The organism is Bacillus sp. ISL-75 (assembly GCF_018613095.1).
Genome location: NZ_JAGGQX010000020.1, coordinates 77,273 through 92,552 on the forward strand (window position 1 = coordinate 77,273; position 15,280 = coordinate 92,552).

The window sequence follows — 15,280 nt, forward strand, 5'->3', positions numbered from 1 at the left end:
GATTTTCATCTACTGTACCCATGGGAATATAATGTCGTTACTTTTAAAAAATTATCTACCAGATTTTGGCTTTGAGCACTGGAGAAATCTTAGTAATCCAGATGTGTTTCTTTTAAAATTGAAGAACAATGATATAAGGATAGAACGATTGTGGCAAAGCTAAAAATATTAAAGGCTGACAGGAAGCATGCTGTCAGCCTTTTTAGATTGGCAAAATAGTTGAATATCTTGTTAACGGTTATAATGATAGTGGAGTTGATAAGGATGAATGCGAAGGAGATATCCACACGGATCGATGTTCTTGATTATTTACGGGGATTTGCACTAATGGGGATTATCCTGGTTAACATCATTCCATTATTGTCGGTTAAGTTACCAATTCCCCATACAACTGATGCATCGTACTTGAGGTTTTTATATTTATTTGTGGAAGGCCGCTTTTATACGATCTTTACCTTTTTGTTTGGTGTGGGGTTTTATATATTTATCTCCAGGGCAAATGCGAAGGGGAAAAATGGCTATGTTTTGTTTTTGCGGCGAATCCTCGTGTTGTTTTTCTTTGGGTTAGTGCATGTGCAATTTCAACCAGGGGAAGCATTAACGGTTTACGCTGTTTGCGGTCTGATTATTTTACCTTTTTATAAAGCGAACAAGGTTGTAAATCTTGTTTTTGGAATGGTCATGTTGCTCGTCCTAGGTTTGTATGCTCAGAAAATGTTTATGGTGGTTCCATTGATGTTGTTAGGAATCGCCGCCGGGCAGTACCGGCTATTTGAACGAATATCAGATCAATGGAAAGTGACAGCTGTTTTCACAGGGGGGATGTTTGTTTTAAGTGTGGCAGGTCTTATTTATCAATATCAGCATGCCCCGTTTGCATTTGGATCAGGTGGTGAGTCCATAGAAACGCAGCAATTCTTACGGATTGGAATCACGATTGGTCCAATTGTCTCTGCTTTTTATATCGGGCTGATGATTTTGCTTCTGTATTTTCCTGTTGTCCGGCAGGTTCTGTCCCCTTTAAAGAGCTACGGACGGATGGCGTTGACAAATTATGTTTCGCAAACAGCTCTAATCCTGCTCGCTGGAAAAGTTTTCGATTTATTTAATCAATTGACGTATGTACAATCTCTTAACCTGTGTGTGGCGATTTTTGTCATCCAGCTTATGTTCAGTACGGTTTGGATGCGGTTCTTCAGCTTCGGCCCATTGGAATGGGTGTGGCGCATGCTGACCTACTTTGAATTCCGTCCAATGCGAAAAACTAGAGTATAGAGAGCAAACGCCATCCGTTTGATGGGGAATGCTAAAGAAATGTCAGTCCTCCAATGTTTAAAGCTGGAGGACTGACTCGATTTTTATTACAGCTTATGTCTGGAGACAATGTTATTTTTCAATATCCACATCGTGTTCCTTTGCTAATTTATCCAATTTAGTTTGATAATCACTAATATGTTTGCGCGCGTCAGCCAACATCTCATTGGCCTTTTGGATCAAATTGGCGTCCTGTTCTTCTAACGCCTGTTTAATCAATGCAAAGGCATTAAACTGTATATCCGCCCCTTCAATATATATTTCGTGAATTTCTCTTACCTCATCAGTTTCTATTTTTACAGATTCTAGCTCCTTAATAAATTCATTGTAATTTGGAATAACATCATTAATCAAGGCATCATACATCGTTTGGTCATCCTGATAGTTTTTACCTGAGACCCCTTCATAGGCTGAAACGGCAGCCCTTTCTAATTTCCCTGCTTCCTTCATTTCTTTATTTACATAATTAAGTAAATCATCTTGCACAGGATCACTGGAGCATCCGGACAATAAAATCATAAATGGTAAGAGAATGGTCAATAGCCATTTTTTCACTTCCATCACCTCCTAATACCCAATTTATGAGGTAATGGAAGTCCAATATGAGTGAGGATTTTTTAATAAGTGATTTCTATAGTAGAGCTAGTTTGGAAGCTCCCCCATACCTAATGTAAATTGTTTCCGAGCCTAATTGTGATTTTACTAGTCAAGCGGAAGGAAGTTTGAATGTGTCCTTGTGGAGTAGACATATTCAGGTGAGTGTCTTTCTGTGGTGCCTGACACCATTTTGTGAAATTCTTCTTTTCTTTATCGTAAAACTCTGTAAAATGGAGATTAAGAGTATAATTGATGTGTTTGGAGAGATCTCTATGTCGAAGAGTTTCCCGATTTTTACGAAAGAGAATGAATCTGTGGTTTATAATCCAGATGATTTAATTGACTTATTTCTTGACTGTACCGCAGATGCGATTTGTATGGTCGATATGGAGAATCGGTTTATTCGAGTGAACCATGTGTATACGAAGATATTTGGATATACAGAGGACGATGTCATCGGAAAAAGAGTTGAAGAATTTTCTAATCCTGACATTGTGCATGATATTATTGAATCAGTCAAAAGTGGTGAAGCATATCCTGATATGGTTACCCAAAGATACCATAAAGACGGAAGCATACTTGATATTGCTGTTTCCTATTCTCCCTTTCGAAATTCATGTGGGGAAATTATTGCTGTTATTGCAATCTTTCGCGATATAACAGAGCATATTAATATTGAAAGAGAATTAAAAAAGACACGTGAACTGTACAAGCTTATAACTGAAAATACATCGGATATGATTAAGGTCTATTCGAGAGATAAAAAGATTGTCTATGCATCTCCTTCTCATGAAAACGGAATTGGATATACTCCTGACCAGTTAATAGGTAAAACCGTATACGATCTTATCATGCCAGAGGAAATAGAACATTTTGAAAGAGTTTATCAAAGGTTAATAGAAACAAAGGAACCACAACTACTGCAAACAAAGATACAAAAAGGTGATAAGGAAGTAATATACTCGGAGACCACTATTTCTCCTATTTTTAATGAACAAGGAAAAATTGATTCCTATGTGACAGTTGGAAGGGATATAACAGACCGAGTAAAAAATGATGATGCCCTCCGAAATTTGGACCGGCTTTCGATTATTGGTCAATTGGCTGCTGGAGTTGCTCATGAAATACGAAACCCGTTGACTTCGTTGAAAGGGTTTTCAAAGCTTTTGAAAGATACTAGGAACCAAGAAAAACAAAGTAATTATTTATCAATCATCATGAACGAATTAGATCGTATTGATATGATTGTGAATGAATTTATGTCGTTGGCGAAACCTCAAGCCATTCAATTTGATCAAGAAAATCTAAATTCAATCTTAGAAAGCACGGTTAATATACTTCATCCACAAGCTTTATTACATAATGTTCAAATAATCAGCCATTATCAAAAGGATAATATTGATTTGCTTTGTAATCCCAATCAGTTGAAACAGGTTTTTGTAAATTTTTTAAAAAATGCAATTGAATCGATGCCGTTTGGTGGAAATGTGAATATTCATGTGCAAAGGATAGAAGGCAAACGAGTGCAGATTAGCTTTTCGGATGAAGGGATGGGCATTGACGGCGAACTTATGCGATATTTGGGAACTCCCTTCTATACAACCAAGGATAAAGGAATCGGACTTGGCCTAACCGTCAGCAACAAAATCATCCAGGAACATAATGGTACTATGAAAATCGACAGTCAACCTGGGAAAGGCACCACTGTAAAAGTTGAACTGGAATGTCTGTAATAAGAATGAAAAAAGAGTGTCAGGCACCACAAAAGCGACAATTGCCTTTTCGTGGTGCCTGACACTTTTATTTGGTATAACGATTTGCATAACTGGAAGCAACGAAGGCATTTGGTTTGATTTTCGGTTCAACCCCCATCGATTCGATTCTCGTTACCATTTCTTTTACAAACTCACTCGTCTTGTTTCGTTTCCCAGCACCAATATCAATGTGCCCCTCCATTGTGAAGGTTGCGCCTTTATAAATATAGGGGAGGACAAGGTTGATCAACTCATTTTTCCTTTCTTCGTTGAACATCGAAACAATTTCCTCAGTTAACGACAATTCAAGGGAAATCCGTTCATGTAAGTGAGTCATTTTTCTTGGAATAATGACCTTCCTTATGCACGCCCATACTCCATTTCCCTTATTTTGAATCACAATTCCTGTGATAAAAACAGTTGTGGATCTATGGACTTGAGAATCTGTGCCAACCATTAGTCGGTAGTTCCCACTTGGGTCTAACTTCATGAATGTTACAATCCGTTCAAAGACTTGTTCGAACGACAGCCCATTCTCCTGAAGATTTTGAAACAAATCGTGATAAGCCCCGTTTTTTTTCATCTTGAAGCACCACATCTTTCCTTTCCAACTAAAAAAATTTAGTCTCGACTCTTACTCCTATCTTATGGAAAGTGATTTATTGTCGTGCAGCCGTTGAAAGTATTTGATCTTTATTGAAATGTATGTAGATAGGTGAGCAAAAATGCATGGGTGTGACACCTTAGGGTGTCAGGCACCGTCCGTGGACAAACACTTCATTTGTCCGTACTGGGAGGACAACACGAAGGCTGCTCAGTATTGATTCGGTTTTGAATTATGACCAATTAACAACGGAAAATGGAATCTGCAACCCTATATAGAAATTAATAACGATGGAACAGCCTTTTTTCTAAAAACAATTATTTGCCTAACAATATTTGTGCCAGTCCATCATTAGATAAAGAAACGAGATTTTATCTAGATAGGGATGGATGGAAATGGCAAAGAGAAACCGAGGGAAAACAATCAGCTACCTGCCTTCAAATGGACGGGGGACCTGCCCGCTGTGTGAAAGGACAAGAATTAAGTTACTATATCCGCATACAACAGAAACAAACCAAACCATCAAAGTTTGCAAAAACTGCCGGGTTAAATAAACAATGGTGTCAGGCACCGCTCGTGGACATTTGTCCTTTTGCGGTGCCTGACACCCTTTCTTTTTTTAGTGCCGAAGGTCTTTCAGGCTTACGGTTGAAATAATATAGAAAATAGCTGGTTAGACCAAGTCATTGATAATGAGGAAGGTATATGGGGAGAAAATTTCAGTGGTTATTTCATTTGTTTTCACATGGGGCCTGGTGGTATATAACGGTTATTTCGGTATCTCTTTTTCTCTATTCTGAGACGCAGGTCTATGATTGGCTGCTAAAGGGGTGCGAAGGTAAAAGTTGTACAGATCTGTTCCTGCTTTCCTCTGGGGAAACCGAAAGTTTACAAGCTTATGGAATTTCGATGTCCTTTTACAGTGGAATACTTGTTGTGCTTTTACTTATCCAATTCCTGTCCTTTTTTACGGCAGGCTGTCTTCTTTATGTCTATGGTATGAGGGATCGAATTTGTCTCTACACGTCGATTATGCTAATTGCGACTGGAACGATAATGAGCGTTAGCAATCCGCTAATTCTACAGGCACCACATTTGCAAAGCCTTTTTAAAGTGGAGAGCTTTGTAGGAGAAATATATTTATTCTTTTTCTTTCTGTTCCCTGATGGAAGGTTTCGACCGAGATGGCTGTGGGTCCCTGCATTTATCGGATTAGGAGGGAATATTGGCACTTATTTTTTTCCTGGATCGATCATGGATCCATTATCTTGGCCTACGTTAACTCGAACTGGTACATGGATTGCCCTGCATCTCCTTGTTATTTTTTCGCAAATATATCGCTATCGGCATGCCGAAACGAAGCAATTGAAAAGGCAAATTCGTTGGTTCGCGGTTAGTATGAGTGGATTTATCCTTTCTGTGTTGGCGCTTCTTTTATCAACCAGTTATAGCGAAGATGGACTTGTAAAACTGTGTATGTGGTTTGTCTATTACTTGGCCCTTTTGTGCATGCCTTTTTCAATTGGAATTGCCATACTAGAGCAGAGGCAACGCCATTTATCCACGTTATTTAGCCGGACCATTGTCTATTCCTTCGTCACGATAGTCGTTATGGGTGTGTATGTGCTGATTATCGGGTCACTAGGGCTTCTATTTAATTATCAAAATAACATCTTTATTTCTCTTTTAGCAACCGGGATTGTGGCCGTAATTTTTCAGCCTTTACGGGAAAAAGTACAACAATCAGTCAATCGTTTAGTATACGGGGATCGTGATGACCCGTATAAAATCTTATCCTCGCTAACCAAACGCTTAGAGTTAACGATGTCGAATTCTTCAGTACTGCCTACGATTGTGGAGGAAGTGGCAAAAGCACTCAAACTTCCCTTTGCTGCCATTGATATAAAAATGGAGGGGCAGTTTCAACGTGTCGCTTCGTTCGGCCAAGAGATTCAAATGAAGTCAGAATTTCCACTAACAATCCAACAGGAATGTATTGGCACGCTCATTGTTGGAGCTCGCTCATTACAGGAGACCCTTCCTCCAGAGAAAGTCTATATGCTAAACGATTTATTCAGGCAGGTAACGTTGGCTGTGCAGACTGTCCGAATTACAAGGGAGCTGCAACATTCACGCATTAAGCTAGTAAGTTTAAGAGAAGAGGAACGCCAAAGGATGCGAAGGGATTTGCATGATGGGCTTGGGGCAAGTCTAGCGAGTATCTCACTAAAAATGGATACCTTAATTTTTCAAAATGAAGTGGATCAAACGGTGAAAAATAGATTACTTGAATTACAAGATAACCTCCGGACTGCTATCGGAAATATTCGTCAATTGGTCTATAACTTGCGGCCGCCTGCTTTAGATGAATTAGGGTTTATTTTTGCAATGGATGAACTAAGCAGACAATTTGAAGACAGCAAGGTAAAAGTATCTATTGAGGCAGGTAATATAGATTTCCAGCTTCATGCGGCGATTGAAGTCGCGGCTTACCGAATTGCTCAGGAAGCAATTACGAATGCCGTTAAGCACTCAAAGGGATCCATTTGTAAAATAATACTAGAAACAGATGATACACATTTAACCATTTTCATAGAAGACGATGGAATTGGACTACCTGAGAACCGAAAAAGCGGGATAGGGTTACATTCGATGAGAGAGCGTGCGGAAGAAGTTGGCGGCGAATTTTTTATTAAAAAAGTGGATGATATCGGAACGACGGTCAAAGTCAGATTGCCATTGTGGATGGAGGGGAACTGAAGAAGGATGCGAATTTTAATTGTGGAAGATCACCCGATGTTTCGAGATGGGTTACAAAAGATGTTAGAAACGGTGGAGGAATTTAATGTAGTGGGTGAGGCAGCGTCTGGGGAGGAAGCGGTCGAGTTGGCTGAACAGCTTAAGCCCAACATCATTCTAATGGATATCAATCTACCAGAGATGAGTGGTATCGAAGCAACAAAAAGGATTGTACCGACAAATCCCGATATTGGGATTCTCGTTTTAACAATGTATGATGACGACAGCTCAGTGTTCGCAGCGATGAGAGCTGGTGCAAGGGGCTATCTTTTAAAAGAGGCGAATCGAAATGAGATTGTTAGAGCCATTCAAGCAGTAAGTGAAGGAGAAGCGATCTTTAGCCCGGCAATTGCTAGGAGAATGATGTTTTATTTTGAAGCGAAGATGAAAGTAACACAAGTAGATGTTTTTCCACAGTTGACTGAACGAGAGCGAGAAGTACTTGACCATATTGCCAAAGGGAAAAATAATGCTGAAATTGCAAACAAGCTAGGATTAAACCAAAAAACGGTGCGCAATCATGTTTCCAATATTTTAAGTAAGCTGCAGGCGAGCGACCGGGCCCATGCGATTATTATGGCGCGAGAAGCGGGGCTTGGTAAGGATAGTCAATAATGTTTAACGGAACCCATTTTTGTAAAGGGTTCTTCTTTTTTAGGCAAAAACTTCCCGAACTACTCGGGACGGTGCTCACAAGACGCCGGGACGTCGGGATTGATAAAGTTAAGTTAATAAATCGGAGGGGAGTTGATATCATGACTTTTAATCAAGTTGTTCGTCTGTTGGCTCTGTTTAGTATCATTGGAGGTTTTTTTCGTGCATTGATGTGTCCGCTTGCTCTAGTATGGGGGATGAATAGTCCGCAAGAATTAACGGCAGGTGTCCTAGGAACGATATTTATGGGATTAGGGATTTTCGGATTGTATTTATCGCATCAAAATAAGTTTGGGAAACTGGGCTTTACGGCGTTTATACTTTATGCCATTGGGAGCTTTATCCTAATGGGGATGGTGTTTTCTACTTTAGTATTTGCAACATACGATCCAAAGGTATTGCAAATAGATATGCCGCCACTTCCAATCATGGTTGCAGGTCCATTAATGATGGTTACCGTGATGCTTTCGATGATTTTACTAGGAATTGCCGTTTTAAGGTCAAAGGTATTTTCAAAGGTTCCAGCGATCCTGCTCATACTGGGGCCAATTCTGAATTTCGTTCCAATCGTAACCGACTACTCCGTGCTTGCCTGGGGCATTCCATTCATGTGGTTTGGAATTGAGGTTTTAAAGAAAGTAAGAGGTGGGAACTACACTGCTGCTACAGGTGAAACGATAAATACTAAATTATAAATAAACCAAGGCAGCCCTTTTCTATCAGGGCAGCCTTTTTCCTTGCCTCACATGGCATGTGGTGTCCACGTGTAGTAGACAAAATGACGAAAGTGTATTTTTGCGGTGCCTGACACCCTTCTATATTTTTAAAAGGATATTAACACTATTTGTCGAATAAACTTAACTGTAGTGCAATTAGCCTAAAGTGGTTGTAAGCGTGTAGTCCCAAATAAATAGATGTTAAAGGGGTGGGATGGATGGCGAAGCGGATTGTAAAACAGCATGAATTAAATTTTTTGAAGCGGGAGCTAAGGTTCTTAGAAGATTCAGAGATTCTGCCTGCAGGAAAGGTCAATGAAATAGATGAGATTTACGAGGTACAGAGACTTTCTTTCACAAAAACACTTTTGTATGTGGGTTCTATTTTGATTGGCGCGGGGGTACTCAGTTTTATCGCGAGTAATTGGGATGAGATTGGAAAAATAGCGAAGCTCCTATTAATCATCGTGCTGTTCGTTGCCAGTAATCTGGCAGGATTTAAAATGGAAATGAACTATCCAAAGACATCTAAAAGCCTTTATTATGTAGGTGTTCTTGTGTTCGGGGCGGGAATTTTTCTTGTAGAGCAAATGTTTCATCTCGGAACAAATTCACAAAATGCCTTTTTATGGTGGTCGCTTGGCATTTTGCCGTTGGCATGGGTATTACGGGATAAATGGATCCTACTTGCATCTTCCATTTTTGTCCTCAAATACATGCTGGATGGACAATATCTCGAAGGAGTAAATATCCCGTATTGGACACTGCTGTGGATTGCCGCCATTTATTTACTTAATGAAAAAATAGGTTTTTCAAAAGCCACTGGCTTTGTCACGGGCCTGCTGTCACTAGCATTTATCGGGACGGTCATTAGCTTTTTTGTCAACCGCTATGACTATACTGATTTTCCTTACGTGTATGGATTAATCTATTTAGTCATAGGCGTGGCTCTATTCCTATCAAGAGGGAGAATTAGAGACATTTACGTTGTTTTGGGATACCTCGTTCATGGTGCCGCAGCGCTATTGTTATCTTTTGAAGATACCTGGCCAATGGATTGGATGTATATTCCCTTTTCGGTCATCTATGTGCTCTATGTATTGTACTTAATTAAAAAAGGAAGTCTGCTCAGTATAATAATTCTATGCGTGATGATCTTCCGTTTTTACTTGGATTTATCCTTTGAGTTTTTGCCGAAATCATTCGTATTTATTATTGGAGGATTCCTGCTGCTCGGTTTCGGTTTTTATTTTGAAAAACAAAGGAAGAAAGGGGTCGGTGTGCATGAATAAGCGAGCAAAGCAGTTGGTTTTAGCCTGTTCCGTACCGGTGCTGATTTTGTTAGGCATGTGCTTCGCACCCCTCTATACCATGTTAACGGGGGAGGAAATGATTCTCCAAACCAAACCGTTGGACCCATCTGACTTATTTCGAGGGGATTATGTGACCCTTCAATATGAAGCTGAAGAAGTCCCGATAAGTTTGGTGGATAAGGCTGTGGTTTCACGATTGCAGGACCAGGGGGGACAGTTTGACGTATTCGTTCTTATGGAGAAAAAGGACGGAGTCCACACCCCCATTAAAGTCAGCCTTGAAAAACCCGATAAGGGAATATTCCTAAAAGGAACAATAAACTATATTGATAAAGACAACCAAGGACAAGAAATTGCCTTCATTGAGTACAATCTGGATAAATACTTCCTAGAGGACAACACCGGGGCAGAATGGGAAAAAGCTTCTGCTAAAGGAGAAATACTAGCCAAACTAAAAGTAAACAACGGCTATGCCGTCCTGACCGATATCACATCCAAGTAAAAGTTGGTGTTAAAAATTGGTGTTAAAAAGTTGGTGTCAGGCACCGAACGTGGACAAAACTGCCTTTTGTCCACGTGGAGGGGACGTTGGTCTTTCTCGGTGCTTGACACCTTCTTTCATCCTTAATGTTAACTTAAGTTAACATTGGGTTGACAATGCAGTGGTCAACCATATATTTTAATATTATAACAATTAATATTGGGGTGGGAGAATGAAGAGAAAATTAAGAGCGTTGGATATAACACTAGTGGGGATGTTTGTGGCATTGATGGCGATTGGGGCAAACCTAACCTCGTTGGTGCCTTTTATGGTGGTAGGAGGAGTTCCAATTACATTCCAAACCTTTTTTGCAATCTTAGCAGGTGCTATCTTGGGGAGCCGGTTAGGATCCATAGCGATGGCGGTTTATATGCTAGTTGGCTTTGCGGGCGTACCTGTTTTTGCTAAATTTGGGGCAGGTCCATCCACAATTTTTAGCCCTACCTTCGGCTTTATTCTATCGTATATTTTTACAGCGTTTATCATTGGAAAAATCGTTGAGAAGAAGAAGACTGTCGCAGCCTTTATCATCGCCTCCTTAATCGGAATGGCTGTAAACTACTTCTTCGGTACTAATTGGATGTATTTTGCCTATAAGCTTTGGGCAGCTGCACCAGAAGGATTCACCTATAAAATGGCCTGGTTATGGATGGTTGCTCCACTGCCAAAAGACATAATCTTAGCCGTCCTTGCCGGAATCATGGCCCACAGACTAGAAAAAACCGTCCTTTCAAAAGGACAATTTAAACATCTAAAGCGTGTTTCTTAAGGGCATCAAGTTATAAACAAACTAAGGGTGTCAGGCACCGCTCGTGGACATTTGTCTTTTAGCGGTGCCTGACACCTTTTTGAGTTTATTCGGATGTTACACATATAATTTACAATGGTATTTTGATATAATTCAGGAATAATGGATTTATATATTGATAGAAGTTATTACAGAATGGGTGATTACAATCATCAGGTCACGATTGAGAAGCTTAAATACCCTGCGTAATCAGATTCTAGCTGTTTTTTTGTTTGTTATGATGATTGTTCTTGCGATTGTTTCCATTATGGTATACAACCAGGTTGGAACTTTAATGAAGGACAATGCAGAGGAACAAATTCAGCAAACAGCAGTTGAAGCAAATGGAAGAATGGAAACATTATATAGACAAGTGGACACCCTGTCGAACCAATTGGCGACGAATGGTACCGTCCAGCAGCTGCTGTTAGGGATCGTTGACGGGGATATCATGGATTTCGCCAAGCAGCAATCGTTAATCAAAGTCATCAATAATTTCTACGCCTACTCGGATGGGATTTCCAACTTTGAACTATATACATCTAAGGGGAAGAGAATTTATCCTTTTGATAATAAAAACTTATCCAACCGCATTCAACCGAGATGGATAGAGGTAGCGGATAAAGAAAAAGGACGATTAGTATGGGTTGGAAAAGACCCGGCCAATTCCAATTATTCTTATGCCATTAGAAGAGTGAGTTTAATAGACCGTTGGTTCTCAAACGGGGGATATTTGGTCGTTCGGATCTCTAACAGCTATTTTCAAGTAAAAGAGAACATGGAGGAACATGGAGGAACATGGAGAAAAGGGGTATATGATGCTCCTTGATCGTGATTCATCTCCGATTACTGGCGATTATGGAATTGATATTCAGAATATGCTTCTAGAAGGACAAAAAGCCGTTACCATTAATAAAAAAGAGTTCATGATAGTAAAGGAATCGTCCAAACTGACGGGCTGGACATTGGTTATCTTAAAGCCGACGAGTTTCCTTTCAGAACGTGTCTCAGCGGTACGTCCCGTTATTTTACTATCGGGTGTGATCGGATATATCATTTTCTTTGTCTCTTCTATTTTTTTGGCGACGATGATCACGAGGCCAATTAAGCGACTAACCAATACAATGAAGAAAGCTAAAATGGATGAATTAAAGATAAATCCTGGAAGTTCCGCGTCGTTGGAAATTATTGAACTTAATAATACGTACAACCAAATGGTCGAAAACACGAATCACCTAATACAAGAGGTGTATGAAAAGGAACTGTTGCGGAGTAGGACTGAATTGAAAGCGCTTCAATCCCAAATCGATCCCCATTTTCTTTACAATACTTTAAATGCCCTTTACTGGTCATTAGAAGAAAAGGGAGAAGAGGAATTGGCTGGGACAGTCATTGCGATGTCAGAGCTTTTCCGCTATACAATTGGAAACAAAAATAGTGGCGAATGGGTAACCATTCACGATGAACTTGAACATATTGAACGCTATTTACAGCTGATGAAAATGAGGCTGGGTGACCGATTGATATGGTCTATATCTGTGCTGCCAGAATACATAGATATAAAAATACCAAAGCTTATCATTCAGCCTTTAGTTGAAAATGCAATAATCCATGGAATTGAGAAAAAGAGAAAACAAGGTGCCGTCTTTATCCATGTTGAAAAAGTGGACGACTCCTCAAATATCACGATAACTGTAAAGGACAATGGTTCAGGAATGGAGGCGGAAATGCTTTCACAAATTAATCACGCGATAGAAATGGATGGTGAGTCTTCCATTAAAGGAATGGGGATGGCTCTTACCAATGTGAATAAAAGAATTCGACTTTATTATGATCAATACGATTTGAAGCATCTATACCTAGATAGTGAACAAGGCGAGGGAACAAAGGTTACATTTGAAATTCCAGAGCTGAGGAGGTAAATAACAGATGTCTACCAAGACTATTTTAATCGTCGATGATGAGCAAACAACAAGACAAGGCTTGAAAAAAACACTGGAAATATGGTCCGCGGGAAAATATGAAATAATAAGTGCCACTGATGGACCTGAGGCATATGAGCTATTTGGCAAACATAAAATTCACCTTCTAATCACAGATGTTTGCATGCCTGAGATGGATGGTTTGAAACTGTTGAAAAACATTAAGGATAGAGGATATAAGCCCGTTGTGATGATTATTTCTGGACATCCTGATTTTGAATATGCTCAGGAAGCAATTCGTCTTGGAGTAATTAATTATCTCCTGAAGCCGTTAAGTAAACAAAAGCTAATTGAAGAAGTTGAGCAGGCATTGGAAACAGAAGCTAACATCGAAAGGGCAGACCATCTAGAAAAAGTTGCCGATCAAAAGCTATTGAATGTGGATGCTCGGAAAGACCTCTCGAATTCGCTAATAAAAGATGCAATTACATACATAAATAAAAATTTAAATAGGCAGGTCAGCTTAAAGGAAGTGGCTGATACTGTCCATTTAAATGCCAGTTATTTCAGTGTTTTGTTTAAAGAACAAACCCGTTTGACATTTAGTGAATACTTGACGAGAAAAAGGCTGCAAATGGCCAAAAACCTGTTATTGACCACCGATGCACATGTCGAAGATATCGCCCAGCAGGCAGGCTATCAAACAGCTAAGTATTTCATTAAAATCTTTAAGGATTATGAGGGAATTACACCAAGCAAATACAGAAAAGTGGCTGTCCTTGACGAAGCACCTATCCAAAAATAGTGGAATTTCCCCCAATCACGGTTACCTTACCGTGATTTTTTATTAGTGCTAAAATTCAGTATGTAAGCGAAAACAATTTACTGGGGGTTTTGAAATGTTTAAGAAAGCGTATACATTGTTACTAGTACTTGCACTTCTTCTTACAGCTGGCCTTGCTGGCTGCAGTGGTTCTGACAAGGCTAGCAATGAGAGCAGTTCCAAGAAAACGATTAAATTCATGCATCTTTGGCCTGCCGGAAGCTCCAAACAACAAAATTTGATCGTGTCAGATATTATCAAGCAATACGAGGCAAATCATAAGGATGTAAAAATTGAGGTTGAAGTACTTGAAAATGAACAATACAAGAACAAAATGAAAGTTCTTTCCTCATCTAACGAGCTTCCAGATGTAGGTTTTACATGGGCAGCTGGATATATGACTCCTTTCGTTAAAGGAAAGCTTTTTTCACCACTTGATGATGTATTATCTGGCGGGTTAAAAGATTCTTTCGTTAGTGGAACAACAGAAGCATATGCGTTAGACGGTAAAACTTATGGTCTTCCACTAGAATTAAACATCGCTCCTATTTATTACAATAAAGAAATTTTCAAAAAATTTAATCTCGAAGTACCACAAACATACAGTGAATTCACAAATGTTGTGAAAACACTTGCTAGTAAAGGTGTAGCACCAATTGCACTTGGAAATAAAGATCGTTGGACTGGATCTCTATGGTATATGTACCTTGCAGACCGTTTAGGTGGTTCTGAGGTTTTAAACAAAGCAATCGATCGTACTGGTTCATTTGAAGATCCGGCCTTAGTAGCAGCTGCAGATGAAATTCAAAAACTTGTAAAAGAAAATGCATTCAATAAAGGATTTAATGGTTTGTCTAATGATGAAGGAAAATCAGAATTCTTAAATGGAAAAGCTGCTATGTACCTGATGGGGACATGGGAACTTCCGAACTTCACGACAAATGAAGAAATTCCACAAGCATTCCGTGACACTGTTGGATTCTTTAAATTCCCAACAGTTGAAGGCGGTAAAGGAAACATCGACAACTGGGTTGGCGGCCCTGGGGTCGGCTTGTTCGTATCTGAAAACTCAAAGGTTAAGCCTGAAGCAAAAGAATTTGTTAAATTCTTTGTTGAAAAATGGGGAGAGCAATCTGTTGAAAAAGCAGGTGTAATTCCAGCTACTAAAGTTGATACTGCCAAAGTTAAATTACCACAACTTTATATTGATGTATTAAACGAATTGAATAAAGCTAGCAATCTAACATTATTCGCAGATGTTCAAATGAGTGCATCTGTTGCTGAAACACATTTGAATCTAATTCAATCACTGTTCGGGAACGAAGTGAATCCAAAAGAATTTGCTAAACAACACGAAGATGCGTTAAAAGCTGACGAAGGCAAATAATCGCAACTTAGAAAAAAGGGGCATATATCTTTACTATTGGTATGTGCCCCTTCATTTTTATCCTGTTTG

The 15,280-nt window shown here is 39.5% G+C and carries 15 protein-coding genes; 13 read left to right on the forward strand and 2 right to left on the reverse strand.

What is annotated here, in order from left to right:
• The first annotated feature begins 264 nt into the window (after window positions 1–264).
• Window positions 265–1,275 carry a DUF418 domain-containing protein gene (locus J7E63_RS09615; protein ID WP_215011421.1) on the forward strand — a complete coding sequence of 337 codons (1,011 nt, stop codon included), beginning with the start codon at window positions 265–267 and terminating at the stop codon, window positions 1,273–1,275.
• A 111-nt stretch (window positions 1,276–1,386) separates the two neighbouring features.
• On the opposite strand, the gene J7E63_RS09620 is transcribed toward J7E63_RS09615, so the two are convergent.
• Window positions 1,387–1,869, reverse strand: coding sequence for a hypothetical protein (locus J7E63_RS09620; RefSeq protein WP_308161932.1), 483 nt, complete (start codon window positions 1,867–1,869; stop codon window positions 1,387–1,389).
• A 314-nt stretch (window positions 1,870–2,183) separates the two neighbouring features.
• Here J7E63_RS09620 and J7E63_RS09625 point away from each other — a divergent pair, with 314 nt between their 5' ends.
• On the forward strand, window positions 2,184–3,644 hold the full coding sequence (locus J7E63_RS09625) for a PAS domain-containing sensor histidine kinase (RefSeq protein WP_215011425.1): 1,461 nt from the start codon (window positions 2,184–2,186) through the stop codon (window positions 3,642–3,644).
• 67 nt (window positions 3,645–3,711) lie between these two features.
• Here the strand turns inward: J7E63_RS09625 and J7E63_RS09630 are convergent, their stop codons facing one another.
• On the reverse strand, window positions 3,712–4,248 hold the full coding sequence (locus J7E63_RS09630; RefSeq protein WP_168241690.1) for a ribonuclease H-like YkuK family protein: 537 nt from the start codon (window positions 4,246–4,248) through the stop codon (window positions 3,712–3,714).
• 342 nt (window positions 4,249–4,590) lie between these two features.
• Here J7E63_RS09630 and J7E63_RS09635 point away from each other — a divergent pair, with 342 nt between their 5' ends.
• From J7E63_RS09635 to J7E63_RS09680, 11 genes are all read left to right on the forward strand, one after another.
• Window positions 4,591–4,926, forward strand: a complete 336-nt coding sequence (locus J7E63_RS09635; RefSeq protein WP_215011427.1) for a hypothetical protein — start codon at window positions 4,591–4,593, stop codon at window positions 4,924–4,926.
• Window positions 4,927–4,974: 48 nt separating this feature from the next.
• Window positions 4,975–7,029 carry an ATP-binding protein gene (locus J7E63_RS09640; protein ID WP_215011429.1) on the forward strand — a complete coding sequence of 685 codons (2,055 nt, stop codon included), beginning with the start codon at window positions 4,975–4,977 and terminating at the stop codon, window positions 7,027–7,029.
• A gap of 6 nt (window positions 7,030–7,035) precedes the next feature.
• Window positions 7,036–7,683 (forward strand): response regulator, encoded by a 648-nt coding sequence (locus J7E63_RS09645; protein WP_215011431.1) that lies wholly within the window; start codon window positions 7,036–7,038, stop codon window positions 7,681–7,683.
• 140 nt (window positions 7,684–7,823) lie between these two features.
• Window positions 7,824–8,417 (forward strand): hypothetical protein, encoded by a 594-nt coding sequence (locus tag J7E63_RS09650; RefSeq protein WP_215011433.1) that lies wholly within the window; start codon window positions 7,824–7,826, stop codon window positions 8,415–8,417.
• 239 nt (window positions 8,418–8,656) lie between these two features.
• Window positions 8,657–9,730, forward strand: coding sequence for a DUF2157 domain-containing protein (locus tag J7E63_RS09655; RefSeq protein ID WP_215011435.1), 1,074 nt, complete (start codon window positions 8,657–8,659; stop codon window positions 9,728–9,730).
• Complete coding sequence (locus tag J7E63_RS09660; RefSeq protein ID WP_215011437.1) at window positions 9,723–10,253, forward strand: GDYXXLXY domain-containing protein; 531 nt, start codon at window positions 9,723–9,725, stop codon at window positions 10,251–10,253. The genes J7E63_RS09655 and J7E63_RS09660 overlap by 8 nt, the downstream gene beginning before the upstream one ends.
• 211 nt (window positions 10,254–10,464) lie before the next feature.
• Window positions 10,465–11,061 (forward strand): biotin transporter BioY, encoded by a 597-nt coding sequence (locus J7E63_RS09665; protein WP_215011439.1) that lies wholly within the window; start codon window positions 10,465–10,467, stop codon window positions 11,059–11,061.
• A 154-nt stretch (window positions 11,062–11,215) separates the two neighbouring features.
• Window positions 11,216–11,908, forward strand: a complete 693-nt coding sequence (locus tag J7E63_RS29545; protein WP_251033449.1) for a hypothetical protein — start codon at window positions 11,216–11,218, stop codon at window positions 11,906–11,908.
• Complete coding sequence (locus J7E63_RS09670; protein ID WP_251033450.1) at window positions 11,868–13,001, forward strand: sensor histidine kinase; 1,134 nt, start codon at window positions 11,868–11,870, stop codon at window positions 12,999–13,001. The genes J7E63_RS29545 and J7E63_RS09670 overlap by 41 nt, the downstream gene beginning before the upstream one ends.
• A 7-nt stretch (window positions 13,002–13,008) precedes the next feature.
• Complete coding sequence (locus tag J7E63_RS09675) at window positions 13,009–13,806, forward strand: response regulator transcription factor (protein WP_215011441.1); 798 nt, start codon at window positions 13,009–13,011, stop codon at window positions 13,804–13,806.
• Between the two features lie 94 nt (window positions 13,807–13,900).
• The gene (locus J7E63_RS09680) at window positions 13,901–15,211 is read left to right on the forward strand and encodes an extracellular solute-binding protein (protein ID WP_215011443.1); all 1,311 of its coding nucleotides are present in this window, start codon (window positions 13,901–13,903) and stop codon (window positions 15,209–15,211) included.
• Window positions 15,212–15,280 lie beyond the last annotated feature (69 nt).

Bases quoted from the DNA above. Each gene is read 5' to 3' on its own strand.
- J7E63_RS09615 (WP_215011421.1), top strand. From the start codon at position 265: ATGAATGCGAAGGAGATATCCACACGGATCGATGTTCTTGATTATTTA.
- J7E63_RS09625 (WP_215011425.1), top strand. From the start codon at position 2,184: ATGTCGAAGAGTTTCCCGATTTTTACGAAAGAGAATGAATCTGTGGTT.
- J7E63_RS09630 (WP_168241690.1), bottom strand. From the start codon at position 4,248: ATGAAAAAAAACGGGGCTTATCACGATTTGTTTCAAAATCTTCAGGAG.
- J7E63_RS09640 (WP_215011429.1), top strand. From the start codon at position 4,975: ATGGGGAGAAAATTTCAGTGGTTATTTCATTTGTTTTCACATGGGGCC.
- J7E63_RS09645 (WP_215011431.1), top strand. From the start codon at position 7,036: ATGCGAATTTTAATTGTGGAAGATCACCCGATGTTTCGAGATGGGTTA.
- J7E63_RS09650 (WP_215011433.1), top strand. From the start codon at position 7,824: ATGACTTTTAATCAAGTTGTTCGTCTGTTGGCTCTGTTTAGTATCATT.
- J7E63_RS09655 (WP_215011435.1), top strand. From the start codon at position 8,657: ATGGCGAAGCGGATTGTAAAACAGCATGAATTAAATTTTTTGAAGCGG.
- J7E63_RS09660 (WP_215011437.1), top strand. From the start codon at position 9,723: ATGAATAAGCGAGCAAAGCAGTTGGTTTTAGCCTGTTCCGTACCGGTG.
- J7E63_RS09665 (WP_215011439.1), top strand. From the start codon at position 10,465: ATGAAGAGAAAATTAAGAGCGTTGGATATAACACTAGTGGGGATGTTT.
- J7E63_RS09670 (WP_251033450.1), top strand. From the start codon at position 11,868: ATGGAGGAACATGGAGAAAAGGGGTATATGATGCTCCTTGATCGTGAT.
- J7E63_RS09675 (WP_215011441.1), top strand. From the start codon at position 13,009: ATGTCTACCAAGACTATTTTAATCGTCGATGATGAGCAAACAACAAGA.
- J7E63_RS09680 (WP_215011443.1), top strand. From the start codon at position 13,901: ATGTTTAAGAAAGCGTATACATTGTTACTAGTACTTGCACTTCTTCTT.